General features: G+C 64.5%; 9 protein-coding genes and 1 pseudogene. 4 read left to right on the plus strand and 6 right to left on the minus strand.

The window, feature by feature from the left end:
* Nucleotides 1-74: 74 nt before the first annotated feature.
* The 3 genes from leuS to holA all read left to right on the plus strand — a co-directional run bounded on the left by leuS (nucleotide 75) and on the right by holA (nucleotide 4,408).
* Entirely contained in the window at nucleotides 75-2,711 is a 2,637-nt protein-coding gene (gene leuS / locus ABIF91_RS15230) for a leucine--tRNA ligase (protein ID WP_028181417.1), read from the plus strand.
* Nucleotides 2,698-3,249, plus strand: a complete 552-nt coding sequence (lptE, locus tag ABIF91_RS15235; RefSeq protein ID WP_028181416.1) for an LPS assembly lipoprotein LptE — start codon at nucleotides 2,698-2,700, stop codon at nucleotides 3,247-3,249. Before leuS ends, lptE begins: the two co-directional genes overlap by 14 nt.
* Nucleotides 3,250-3,379: 130 nt before the next feature.
* Nucleotides 3,380-4,408, plus strand: a complete 1,029-nt coding sequence (holA, locus tag ABIF91_RS15240; RefSeq protein WP_028181372.1) for a DNA polymerase III subunit delta — start codon at nucleotides 3,380-3,382, stop codon at nucleotides 4,406-4,408.
* A 174-nt stretch (nucleotides 4,409-4,582) separates the two neighbouring features.
* Here the strand turns inward: holA and ABIF91_RS15245 are convergent, their stop codons facing one another.
* The 4 genes and pseudogenes from ABIF91_RS15245 to mnmG form a co-directional block, all read right to left on the minus strand.
* The gene (locus ABIF91_RS15245; RefSeq protein ID WP_028181373.1) at nucleotides 4,583-5,467 is read right to left on the minus strand and encodes a ParB/RepB/Spo0J family partition protein; all 885 of its coding nucleotides are present in this window, start codon (nucleotides 5,465-5,467) and stop codon (nucleotides 4,583-4,585) included.
* Between the two features lie 135 nt (nucleotides 5,468-5,602).
* Nucleotides 5,603-6,469 carry a ParA family protein gene (locus tag ABIF91_RS15250; RefSeq protein ID WP_028181374.1) on the minus strand — a complete coding sequence of 289 codons (867 nt, stop codon included), beginning with the start codon at nucleotides 6,467-6,469 and terminating at the stop codon, nucleotides 5,603-5,605.
* A 28-nt stretch (nucleotides 6,470-6,497) separates the two neighbouring features.
* Nucleotides 6,498-7,163 carry a 16S rRNA (guanine(527)-N(7))-methyltransferase RsmG gene (rsmG, locus tag ABIF91_RS15255; protein WP_193374329.1) on the minus strand — a complete coding sequence of 222 codons (666 nt, stop codon included), beginning with the start codon at nucleotides 7,161-7,163 and terminating at the stop codon, nucleotides 6,498-6,500.
* A 108-nt stretch (nucleotides 7,164-7,271) separates the two neighbouring features.
* A pseudogene (gene mnmG / locus ABIF91_RS15260) lies at nucleotides 7,272-9,153 on the minus strand (tRNA uridine-5-carboxymethylaminomethyl(34) synthesis enzyme MnmG).
* Between mnmG and ABIF91_RS15265 the strand changes: the two are divergent.
* Nucleotides 9,135-9,425 carry a hypothetical protein gene (locus tag ABIF91_RS15265; RefSeq protein ID WP_155252043.1) on the plus strand — a complete coding sequence of 97 codons (291 nt, stop codon included), beginning with the start codon at nucleotides 9,135-9,137 and terminating at the stop codon, nucleotides 9,423-9,425. The pseudogene mnmG and the gene ABIF91_RS15265 sit on opposite strands and share 19 nt — an antisense overlap.
* 253 nt (nucleotides 9,426-9,678) lie before the next feature.
* On the opposite strand, the gene mnmE is transcribed toward ABIF91_RS15265, so the two are convergent.
* Together mnmE and rho are read right to left on the minus strand one after the other, a co-directional pair.
* Complete coding sequence (gene mnmE / locus ABIF91_RS15270) at nucleotides 9,679-11,037, minus strand: tRNA uridine-5-carboxymethylaminomethyl(34) synthesis GTPase MnmE (RefSeq protein ID WP_424579225.1); 1,359 nt, start codon at nucleotides 11,035-11,037, stop codon at nucleotides 9,679-9,681.
* A gap of 301 nt (nucleotides 11,038-11,338) precedes the next feature.
* A complete protein-coding gene (rho, locus tag ABIF91_RS15275) occupies nucleotides 11,339-12,604 on the minus strand; it encodes a transcription termination factor Rho (protein WP_028181378.1) in 1,266 nt (421 codons plus the stop codon).
* Nucleotides 12,605-12,738 lie beyond the last annotated feature (134 nt).

Here is a 12,738-nt window from a genome sequence, read left to right on the forward strand (position 1 = left end):
TTGACCCCCTGAGGTCTTCTATGGCCTAGTCCGCCGTCTTGAGACGGCCGAACCCACGAAAACCCAACGATTCCATGACCTCCGAACGCTATAACGCCCGCGACGCCGAACCGCGCTGGCAACGCCTCTGGGACGAGCAGGCGATCTTCGTCTCCAGGAACGACGATCCGCGGCCGAAATACTATGTGCTCGAGATGTTCCCCTACCCTTCCGGGCGCATCCATATCGGCCATGTCCGGAATTACACACTGGGTGACGTGCTGGCCCGCTTCATGCGCGCCAAGGGCTTCAACGTGCTGCATCCGATGGGCTGGGATGCCTTCGGCCTGCCCGCCGAGAATGCCGCGATCGAGCGCAAGGTCGCCCCGAAGGCCTGGACCTACGACAACATCGCCGCGATGAAGAAGCAGCTCCGCTCGATCGGGCTGTCGCTGGACTGGAGCCGCGAGATCGCAACCTGCGATCCCAGCTATTACAAGCACCAGCAGAAGATGTTTCTGGACTTCCTGCGCGAAGGTCTCGCCGAGCGCGAGAAGCGCAAGGTGAACTGGGACCCCGTCGACATGACCGTGCTCGCCAACGAGCAGGTGATCGACGGCCGCGGCTGGCGTTCGGGTGCCGTGGTCGAACAGCGGGAAATGAACCAGTGGGTCTTCAAGATCACGAAGTACTCGCAGGAGCTCTTGAGCGCGCTGGACGGGCTGGACCGCTGGCCCGACAAGGTGCGGCTGATGCAGCGCAACTGGATCGGCCGCTCGGAGGGCCTGCTGGTCCGCTTCGCGCTCGATCCAGCGACGACGCCGGCAGGCGAGAGCGAGCTGAAGATCTTCACGACGCGCCCGGACACGCTATTCGGCGCGAAATTCATGGCGATCTCGGCGGATCATCCGCTGGCGCAGGCGGCCGCGGCGAAGAACCCTAGGCTTGCGGAGTTCATCGCGGAGATCAAGAAGATCGGCACCGCGCAGGAGATCATCGACACCGCGGAGAAGCAGGGCTTCGACACCGGCATCCGCGCGGTGCACCCGTTCGACCCCAGCTGGAAGCTGCCGGTTTATGTCGCGAACTTCGTGCTGATGGAATACGGCACCGGCGCCATCTTCGGCTGCCCGGCGCACGACCAGCGCGACCTCGACTTCGTCAACAAGTACAATCTCGGCAACACGCCCGTCGTGTGCCCGGAAGGCCAGGATCCCAAGACCTTCGTGATCACCGACACCGCCTATGACGGTGACGGCCGCATGATCAATTCGCGCTTCCTCGACGGCATGACCATCGAGCAGGCCAAGGAAGAGGTGGCGAAGCGTCTCGAGACGGAGCTGCGCGGCAACGCACCGGTTGGCGAGCGCCAGGTGAATTTCCGCCTGCGCGACTGGGGCATTTCGCGCCAGCGCTATTGGGGTTGCCCGATTCCCGTCATTCACTGTCCGAAATGCGATGTGGTGCCGGTGCCGGATGCGGACCTGCCGGTGAAGCTGCCGGACGACGCGACATTCGATAAACCGGGCAACGCGCTCGATCATCATCCAACCTGGAAGCACGTCACCTGCCCGCAATGCGGCGGCAAGGCCCAGCGCGAAACAGACACCATGGACACGTTTGTGGATTCGTCCTGGTACTTTGCGCGCTTCACCGATCCCTGGAACGAGAACGCGCCGACGACGCCTGCGGTCGCCAACCGGATGTTGCCGGTCGATCAGTATATCGGCGGCGTCGAGCACGCGATCCTGCATCTGCTCTACAGCCGCTTCTTCACCCGCGCGATGAAGGCGACCGGGCACATTGCGCTGGACGAGCCGTTCGCCGGCATGTTCACGCAAGGCATGGTGGTGCACGAGACCTACCAGAAGGCCGACGGCACCTATGTGCAGCCGGCCGAGGTGAAGATCGAGGTCGGCGGCAACGGGCGCCGCGCAACGTTGCTGACGTCAGGCGAGGACATCCAGATCGGCCCGATCGAGAAGATGTCGAAGTCGAAGAAGAATACGGTCGACCCCGACGACATCATCGAGACCTACGGCGCCGACGTGGCCCGCTGGTTCATGCTGTCGGACTCCCCGCCCGACCGCGACGTGATCTGGAGCGACGAGCGCGTCCAGGGCGCCTCGCGCTTCGTGCAGCGGCTGTGGCGGCTGGTGAACGATTCCGTCGAACTCGGCAACGGTGCGCCGGCGGCCCGGCCGGCCAGCTTCGGCCCGGACGCGACCACCTTGCGCAAGGCCGCCCATGGCGCGCTGGACAAGGTCACCACCGGCATCGAGCGGCTGCACTTCAACGTCTGCCTCGCCCATATCCGCGAGTTCACCAATATTTTCTCGGAGGTGCTCCAGCGCCCGGGCCAGCCCGCAGCCGACCTGGCGCCAGATCTGGCCTGGGCGATCCGGGAGGCCAGCCAGATCCTGGTCCAGCTGTTCTCTCCGATGATGCCGCATCTGGCCGAGGAGTGCTGGCGGGTTCTGGGCCAGAAGGGGCTGGTTTCGGAGGCCAATTGGCCCCAAATCGAACGCGATTTGCTCGTCGAAGACAGCGTGACCCTGGTGGTCCAGGTCAACGGCAAGAAGCGGGGTGAGGTCACAGTTGCAACAGCGGCCCAGAATCCGGAAATCGAGGCTGCCGTTTTGGCCCTCGATGCGGTAAAGCTGGCCCTGGACGGCAAGCCCGTCCGCAAGGTGATCATCGTTCCCAAGAGGATCGTGAATGTTGTCGGCTAGGATCCGTATCGCAGCCCGCTTGCTGGCAGTCGCTGCATTGGCGGCGCTGACGGCAGGCTGCTTCCAGCCGATGTATGCCGAGCGCACCGACGGCACACCCGGTCTGCGCGAACGGCTGATGGGCGTCGAGCTACCCCCGATCAACAAGCCCAATGCTTCGCGCGAGGCCCGCGTCGGCGTCGAAATCCGTAACGCGCTGGCCTTCAAGCTTTACGGCACGGCGACGGGCATGCCGCCGACCCACCGGCTGGATATCCGCTTCGTCACCAGCCGCTCCTCGCTGATCGTCAGCGCCGCGACCGGACTGCCGACCAGCGAGAATCTCGGCATCGACGCCCAGTACAATCTGGTCGACGTCGCGACCGGCAAGTCCGTCATGACCGGCTCGACATTCTCACGCGTGTCCTATGACATGCCGGGATCCTATCAGCGCTTCTCGCGCACCCGCGCCGTGCGCGATGCCGAGGATCGCGCCGCCAACGAGATCGCCGAGAACATCTCCACCCGGCTCGCCTCGTTCTTCACCGCAGGCACCTGAGTCAGTTCCCGTTATTCCGGGGCACGCGAAGCGTGAACCCGGAATGTCGATTTCCAGCCTCTGGATTCTCTGGTGCGCGATCGCGCACCGCAATTCGCGCTCTGCGCGTCCCGGAATGACGATCTAGACCATGGTCGCGCTGCGCGGAAAAGAGATCGACGCTTTCCTCGCCCGCCCTGATGCGGGCCGTCCGATCATCCTGCTCTACGGTCCCGATGCCGGCCTCGTGCGCGAGCGCGCCGATGCGCTGATCGCGTCCAGCGTCGACGATCCCAACGATCCGTTCTCGCTGGTCAAGCTCGACGGCGACGAGCTCTCCGCCGAGCCCTCGCGCCTCGTCGACGAGGCCATGACCGTGCCGCTGTTCGGCGGCCGCCGCGCCATCCGCGTTCGCGCCGGCTCGCGCAGCTTTGCCAGCGGCATCGAGACGCTGGCCGAGATGAACGTGAAGGATTGCCGCATCGTGATCGAGGCCGGCGAGCTTCGCCCGGAATCGCCGCTGCGCAAGACCTGCGAGCGCGCCAAGACGGCCGTGGCGATCGGCTGCTATCCCGACACCGAGCGCGATCTTGCCAGGCTGATGGAGGACGAGCTCCGCATCGCGAATCTGCGCATCGCGCAGGACGCCCGCGCGGCGCTGATGTCCTTTCTCGGCGGTGACCGCCAGGCCTCGCGCAACGAGCTGCGCAAGCTGACGCTCTACGCCCACGGCAAGGGCGAGGTCACGCTGGATGACGTCATGGCCGTGGTCGCCGATGCATCGGAGCTGAAGCTCGATCCGATCGTCGACGGCGCCTTTGCCGGACGGCCCGACATCGTCGAGACCGAATTCGCCAAGGCCATGATCGCCGGCACCTATCCCGGCGTGATCATCTCCGCCGCGCTGCGGCAGGCTGCATGGCTGCACAAATCCGCGCTCGCCATCGCCGACGGCACGCCGGCCTCCGCCGTGCTCGACGGCGGCTTTCCACGCCTGCATTTTTCGCGAAAGCCCGCGGTCGAAGCCGCGCTGCGCAATTTCAGCCCGGCGCGGCTCGCCGCCATCATCGAGCAGCTGGCAACCGCCGCGCTCGACACCCGCAAGCAGTCCACCCTCGCCGCAGCCATAGCCCAGCGCGCACTGATGGCGATTGCGGCGAACGCGAAGCGGCGTGGCTGAGCCTCCGCTCTCTCCACGTCGTTGCGAGCATAGCGAAGCAATCGAGAATCCCTCCGCGGAAAGATTCTGGATTGCTTCGCTGTGCTCGCAATGACGATGTGGATGTGGAGGCAGACGCGCGCCACGCGCTCGCCATCGTTCCCGCGAAGGCGGGGACGACGGCGAGGTTCGGGCCTACAGCGCGCCCTTGGCGAGCCGCTTCATCACCTCGTCGAGCTGATCGAGGTTGCGGTAGTTGATCTGCACGGAGCCGCCGGGATCGCGATGATTGACGGTGACCTTGAGACCCAGCGCGTCGCTGACACGCTTTTCGAGGTCGATCGTATCGGGGTCCTTTTCCTTCGCGCCGGCGCGCGCCTTCTGCGGCTTGCGCTCGGGCACGCCTTCCTCGTGCGCCAGAGCCTCGGCCTGGCGGACGTTGAGCCCCTCCTCGACGATGCGCTTGGCGGCGGCAAGCGGATCCGGCACGCCGATCAGCGCGCGGGCGTGGCCCGCCGTCAATTCGCCGGTCGCGATGTAGGCCTGCACCTCTGCCGGCAGCTTCGTCAGCCGCATCATGTTGGCGACGTGGCTGCGGCTCTTGCCGACGACCTTCGCGATGTCGTCCTGGCTGCGTTTGAACTCGTTCGCGAGCGCGTGATAACCCTGCGCCTCCTCCATCGGGTTGAGGTCTTCGCGCTGCACGTTCTCGATGATCGCGAACTCCAGCGCGTCGCTGTCGCTGATGTCGACCGGAACGATCGGCACGTCATGCAGGCCGGCGAGCTGCGAGGCGCGCCAGCGCCGCTCGCCCGCGATGATCTCGTAGCGATCCTGCGCGCCCTTCACCGGACGCACCACGATCGGCTGGATCACGCCGTGCTGCCTGATGGAGTCGGAGAGCTCCTTGAGCTCGGTCTCCGAAAAGGTGCGGCGCGGGTTGCGCGGGTTGGGCTTGATGAACTCGATCGGCACCTTGCGCTGTGCGCGCGGACGATCGACATGCTGAGCCTCGCCGCCGACGTCACCGATCAGACTCGCAAGACCTCGGCCCAGTCGCGAACGCGCTTCGTCGGCCATCGCCAGCTCCCTTGGATTCACGGTGCAGCACTCCAGAACTGAATTATCGCGGGGTGGGCAAAGCGAAGCGCGCCCACCGATTGTGCGGAAGACGGTGGGCACGGCGAAGACGCCTTTGCCCACCCTACGGTAGCGTCAATGCGTCGTGCGCAGCTCGCGCTCGCGCTGGATCACCTCGGTGGCGAGCCGCAGGTAGGCTTCGCTGCCGACGCATTTGAGATCGTAGACCAGCACCGGCTTGCCGTAGGACGGCGCTTCGGAGATGCGCACGTTGCGCGGGATCATGGTCTTGTAGACCTTCTCCCCCATGAACTGGCGGACGTCGGCGACGACCTGATTCGAGAGGTTGTTGCGCGAGTCGAACATGGTCAGCACGATGCCGTGGATCGACAGGTTCGGATTGAGCGTCGAACGCACCTGCTCCACCGTCTGCAGCAGTTGCGACAGACCCTCGAGCGCGAAGAACTCGCATTGCAGCGGCACCAGGATCGCATCGGAGGCCGCCATCGCGTTCACCGTGAGCAGGTTGAGCGAGGGCGGGCAGTCGATCAGCACATAGGTGTAGTCGGCGTCCGGCGAGACGTTGTTGTTGAGCGCGCCGATAGCGTCGCGCAGCTTGAAGGCGCGGCCGGGCGTGGTGCCGAGCTCGAGCTCGAGGCCGGAGAGATCCATGGTCGAGGGCGCGATGTGCAGCCGCGGCACCGCGGTCGAGACCACCGCCTCGCGCAACGCGGCTTCGCCGACCAGCACGTCGTAGGTCGAGCAGGAGCGGTTGCGGCGATCGATGCCGAGGCCGGTCGAGGCATTGCCCTGGGGATCGAGATCGACGATCAGGACGCGCTCGCCGATCGCCGCGAGCGCCGTGCCGAGGTTGATCGCTGTGGTTGTCTTTCCCACACCGCCCTTCTGATTCGCCAGCGCCAGGATGCGCGGGTGACCATGCGGGACCTCATTGGTCTCCTGGGCCGTCTGTTCTTGCTGCGGTTCGTCAATCACGCTCATCGCAATTCCCCACTCACCCCTGAACGCCTCACCCGCGTCGCTCGACGGACGTCAGCTCCACGATCCAGCCGTCACCCGTACGGCTTTGATGGAGCTGAGGTCGAATATTCCAATATTTAGCGGCTTCGGTCAATTCAGCCTCTACATCTTGACCCTTCAGAAACAACGCCTTTGCGCCTTGGCGCATCAGCGGCTCCGCAAAGCCAATGAGTTGATGTAGCGGAGCCAATGCGCGCGCGGTGACGCAATCGACGAGGCCGGTGATTCTATCCACATTATCCCCGATCTCGGCGAGATGTACGACCCCCGGAGATGTGGTGACGCGAATCGCTTCGCGCAGGAAAGCCGCCTTCTTGGCGATTCGCTCGACGAGGTGGACGCTCGCGCCCGGCGTCCCCGCCATGGCGCAGGCGAGGACGACGCCGGGAAAGCCGCCGCCGCTGCCGAGGTCGGCCCAGCGTTTTGCGGTCGGCGCGAGATCGACCAGCTGAAGCGAATCGGCAATGTGCCGCGTCCAGAGATGCGGCAGGGTCGACGGCGCGACCAGATTTGTCTTGGCCTGCCACTCGCGCAGCAGAGCGATGTAGCAATCGAGCCGGGCTTCGGTTTCACGTGAAACGGGGGCGAGCTTGAGCGCCGCGATCTTGTCGGCTGCGATGATCGCGTCCAGCGACTGATCGTTGGCGTTGGCGATCTTCGGTCGGCCCGGTGTCGTGTCGGATTGGCGCACGGCGGCGCCTGCTCCGGCTCGTCGCGATAGCGGCCTGTCCCCGCCCGGTCCGCGCTGTTTCACGTGAAACGCCTATGCAATTGCCTTGGAAGTTTTCCGGGCTTCACGGCGCAGATAAGCCGCGAGGATGCCGAGGGCGGCCGGTGTCATCCCATCGATCCGGCCAGCCTGGCCGACGGTGAAGGGCCGGGCCTTCTCCAGCTTGGCCCGGACCTCGTTGGAGAGACCCGGGACCTGCTGGTAATCGACGTCCGAGAGCACCATCCCCTCGTCGCGCCTGAACGCTTCGACGTCGGCGCTCTGGCGCTCCAGATAGACATCGTATTTCGCGTCGATCTCGAGATGGGTGGCGATGACAGGATCGATCGCCGCCAACTCCGGCCAGATCGCGCGGACCTGGCTCCAGCCGATCTCCGGATACGCCATCAGCTCGAAGGCCGACCGGCGCTGGCCATCCCGGTTCAGTGACAGGCCGTGCTTGCTTGCCTCGTTCGGGGTGATGGTCAGGGACTTCGACAGTGTCCGGGCCGTGTCCAGGGCGTCCATCTTGGCGCGGTGATGTCGGGTTCGGGCGGTGCCGACACATCCCAAGGCAATGCCCTTCTCGGTCAGGCGCTGGTCCGCATTGTCGGCCCGCAGCGTCAAACGATATTCGGCCCTGGAGGTAAACATCCGATACGGCTCGCTGATCCCGCGGGTGACGAGGTCATCGATCATGACGCCGAGATAGCCATCCGCCCGATCGAATACCGTCAGTGCGGCTCCGCTGGCGGACAACGCCGCATTCAGCCCGGCCACGATGCCCTGCCCGGCGGCCTCTTCATATCCGGTGGTGCCGTTGATCTGCCCGGCCAGGAACAGCCCGCGCAAGCGCTTGGTCTGCAGGGTCGGATCGAGCTCGCGAGGATCGATGTGGTCGTATTCGATGGCATAGCCCGGCCGCACCATCTTCACCCGCTCCAGGCCCGGAATGCTGGCGAGGATCGCAAAGCTGGACCTCCTCCGGCAGCGATGTCGAGATGCCGTTGGGATAGACCGTCGTATCGTCCAGCCCTTCCGGCTCCAGGAAGATCTGATGGCCGTCGCGGTCGCCGAAGCGGACGATCTTGTCCTCGATCGAGGGGCAATAGCGCGGGCCGGAGCTCTTGATCTGGCCGGAGTACATCGGAGAGCGATGGACATTGGCGCGGATCACCTCATGGGTCGCGGCCGTGGTCCGGGTGATCCCGCACTGGATCTGCGGGGTCGTGATCCGCTCGGTCAGCACCGAGAACGGCTCCGGCGGCTCATCGCCGGGCTGCATCTCGACCGCCGACCAGTCGATCGTGGTGCCGTCCAGGCGGGGCGGCGTCCCGGTCTTGAGGCGTCCGAGGGTGAAGCCGGCACGCTCGAAGGAGCTTGAAAGGCCCATCGCAGGAGCTTCGCCGACCCGGCCGGCGGGCCAACTCTTCTCACCAAGATGGATCAGACCGCGCAGGAACGTGCCGGTGGTGACCACAATCGCCCCTGCCCGCAGCTCCCGGCCATTACCCAGGCGAAGACCCGTGACCCGCCCCTCGGCCACGATCAGTTCGTCGGCCTCGCCTTCAATGACCGAAAGGCCCTCGGTTTCCCGGATCGCGGCCTGCATGGCGGCCGCATAAAGCCTCCTGTCCGCCTGGGCTCGCGGACCACGGACAGCGGGCCCCTTCCGCCGATTGAGAACACGAAACTGGATGCCGCCAGCGTCGCCCACGCGACCCATCAGACCATCGAGAGCATCGACTTCGCGGACCAGATGACCCTTGCCTAGACCACCGATGGCCGGATTGCAGGACATCGCGCCGACAGTCGAGAAATGGTGCGTCACCAGAGCGGTCGCTGCGCCCATCCGTGCAGCAGCAGCCGCGGCCTCACAGCCGGCGTGGCCGCCGCCGATCACGATGACGTCGAAGCTTGCTCGTTCTGTTCGCATGGTCGGACTTCTATCCCAGGGCGGAAAAAGCCGGAAGTGGAAACTCGGGGCCGGTGGTGTTTCACGTGAAACAGGAAGTGGCTGGCGATACGCCTTTTTGCGAAAACATCCCCATGCACAGTAGAAGGGGCGTTGAAGGCATTACTGTTTCACGTGAAACAAGTTCGGTCGAAGAAGCCGAAACGAGCGACGGCGAGACCGTGCACTGCGAGGGCACCGAAGCAAATCCAGAATCCCTCCCGCGGACGCAGCGTCGTCGCAAGAGCTCATAGAAAAAGTGGACTGAATTCGACCATGCCGACCCATTTCCGTTAGCGTCGGGTCGGCGCCGCGACGCCGGTCCAAACTCGCAAAGACGAGATTGAGGCGCGGCCAGCGGCCCTCAGATCAAGCAATGAACCGCCGCACACTGGCCGGAGCTCTCCGCTGTTTCACGTGAAACAGACCCCCGATCCATACCCGCGGCTGTTTCACGTGAAACATAAGGAATGGAACAAATCCTAGTTCTACAATGAAGAACTAGCGCTATTTTCCGATGCAAAATTTCTGGAAGATCGCCCCGAGGACGTCCTCGACGTCCACCCGTCCCAACAGCCGGCCCAGGGCATAGGCGGCAGCACGCAGCTCTTCGGCCGCCAGCTCTTCGCCCTCTTCTACAAGCTCCAGACTCCGGCGCAAGCTGTCCGACGCCTGGCGCAGCAAATCGCGCTGCCGCGCCCGGGTCACCAAGGCGCCTTCCGTCGTTCCGAAGAAGTTGGCGGCGAACGTCACGAGGGCCTCGACCAGCTCCGGAATGCCGTCGCCCCGGCTCGCGGAGATCGGGACCTCGCCCGGCCGCACGGCACCCTCGCGCCCGCCGAGATCGATCTTGTTGCGGACGATCCAAACTAAGCCGTCCGGCGAAACAGCACCGCCACCAGAAGTCCGAAGCGAGCGCATGGCTTCCGGATCGACAGCTTGCCCGCCCTCCACCAACCAAAGAACCAGGTCGGCGTCCCCGGCTCGCGCCCGCGCCCGACGCACGCCCTCCTGCTCCACGGGATCATCGGTCTCGCGAATGCCCGCGGTGTCGATGACAGTGACGGGATAGCCGTCGAGATCGAGCTGCACCTCGATGACGTCGCGCGTGGTGCCGGCGTGAGGCGAGACGATCGCGACCTCGCGCCGCGCGAGCTGGTTCATCAAGGTCGACTTGCCGACGTTCGGCTCGCCCGCAATCGCAACCACCAGGCCGTCACGCAGACGTTCAGCTTGTCCCTGTGCCGCAAGGACTTTTGAGATTTCCTCGTGGAGGGCCTGGACTGCCCTGACTGCCGGCGCCATCAATTCGGCCGGCACGTCGCCTTCGTCGGAGAAATCGATGCCCGCCTCGATCAGCGCGGACGCCTCGATGATGCGTTCGCGCCAGTCGCGCGCGTGATCGCCGAGGAGACCTTGCAACTGGCGCAGCGCCTGGCGCCGTTGCCGGTCGGTGTCGGCGTGGATGAGATCGTCGAGACCCTCGGCCTCGGTGAGGTCGAGCTTGCCGTTCTCGAACGCGCGCCGCGTGAACTCTCCAGGCTCAGCGGCGCGACTATTCGGAATACTCGAAATTGCCGCAAGGAGCGTCGCAAGCACCGCGCGTCCGCCATGGACGTGAAACTCGGCGACGTCCTCGCCGGTCGCGCTGGCCGGTCCTGGAAACCAGAGCACCACCGCATCGTCGATCGGCTGGCCCGCGCCGTCACGAAGCAACCGGCGGCTCGCCTGCCTCGGTGCCGGCAGCTGGCCCGCGAGCCTTGTCAGCACCCGGCCGGCCTGCGAGCCCGACACACGCACCACCGCGATCGCGCTGGGCGCCCGGCCGGATGACAGCGCAAAAATGGTCTGGTCTCGCGGATGCATGGCCTATTTGTCCGCCTCCTGCCGAAAAGGCAAACTTCAGATTTCCGCCGGCTAGCCGGAGGATTTGCTGCATCAAATCTTGCAACAAGAATCTTGCTGCGATGCAGCATTTTGCTGCAAAGTTCCTTCCCCGGGAGAGTTCAGGTCGAGCCAAGCTCCAGCATTCTCTTGTGATATCAAAGCATTAAAGAACGACGGCGATCCGGACGGAAATCACCCTTCATGCTGCAAATTCGCTGCAGCAAAGCCGCACAACAAAAGGGCGCCCAAAGGCGCCCTCCAATCCTTTGCTGCAATGCACTCAGGTATTCATCGACTCGAAGAACTCCGAGTTGCTCTTGGTCGAGCGGAGCTTGTCGAGCAGGAAGTCGATTGCGTCCATCGTGCCCATCGGATTGAGGATACGGCGGAGCACGTACATCTTCTTGAGCACCTGCGGATCGGTGATGAGCTCCTCCTTGCGGGTGCCGGAGCGCGAGATGTCGATCGCCGGGAAGGTGCGCTTGTCCGACACCTTGCGGTCCAGGATCAGTTCCGAGTTACCGGTGCCCTTGAACTCTTCGAAGATGACTTCGTCCATTCGGCTGCCGGTATCGACCAGGGCGGTCGCGATGATGGTCAGCGAGCCACCCTCCTCGATGTTGCGGGCGGCGCCGAAGAACCGCTTCGGGCGCTGGAGCGCGTTGGCGTCGACACCGCCGGTCAGCACCTTGCCGGATGACGGCACCACGGTGTTGTAGGCGCGGCCAAGACGGGTGATCGAATCCAGCAGGATCACGACGTCGCGGCCGTGCTCGACCAGGCGCTTGGCCTTCTCGATCACCATCTCGGCGACCTGGACGTGACGTACCGCCGGCTCGTCGAAGGTGGAGGACACGACCTCGCCCTTCACCGAGCGCTGCATGTCCGTGACTTCTTCCGGACGCTCGTCGATCAGAAGCACGATCAAATAGCATTCGGGATGATTGTGCGTGATCGAATGTGCGATGTTCTGCATCAGCACGGTCTTACCGGTGCGCGGCGGCGCGACGATCAATGCGCGCTGGCCCTTGCCGATCGGCGCGACGATGTCGATCACGCGGGCAGACAGGTCCTTTCGCGTGGGATCGTCGATTTCCATGCGGAAACGCTGATTCGGAAACAGCGGCGTGAGGTTGTCGAAATTGACCTTGTGCTTGGCCTTTTCCGGGTCCTCGAAATTGAGCGTGTTGACCTTCAGCAGCGCGAAATAGCGCTCGCCCTCCTTCGGGCTGCGGATATGGCCTTCGATGGTGTCGCCGGTACGCAACCCAAAACGACGGATCTGCGAGGGCGACACGTAGATGTCGTCGGGACCCGGCAGATAATTCGCATCGGGCGAGCGGAGGAATCCGAAGCCGTCGGAGAGCACTTCGACGACGCCTTCGCCGACGATATCGGTCTCGGCGATCGCGAGCTGCTTGAGGATGGCGAACAGCAGCTCCTGCTTGCGCATGGTGCTTGCGTTCTCGACCCCGTTCTCTTCCGCGAACGAGACGAGCTCAGCCGGGGTTTTCGACTTGAGGTCCTGGAGTTTAATTTCCCGCATTGGGGTGGTCCTGTGGGGTAGCCTTAGAAGAGGGGTGCGAGGAGGCTCTGAAATGCGGACGTGAGAAGGTAAGGTCCGCAGGACTGGCAAGGTGAGCGCCGGGAGGCTTCAAACCTGATGCGGTATCCGGCTTC

Origin of the sequence: Bradyrhizobium sp. USDA 241 (genome assembly GCF_049739505.1) — a bacterium.
Taxonomy (GTDB): domain Bacteria; phylum Pseudomonadota; class Alphaproteobacteria; order Rhizobiales; family Xanthobacteraceae; genus Bradyrhizobium; species Bradyrhizobium liaoningense.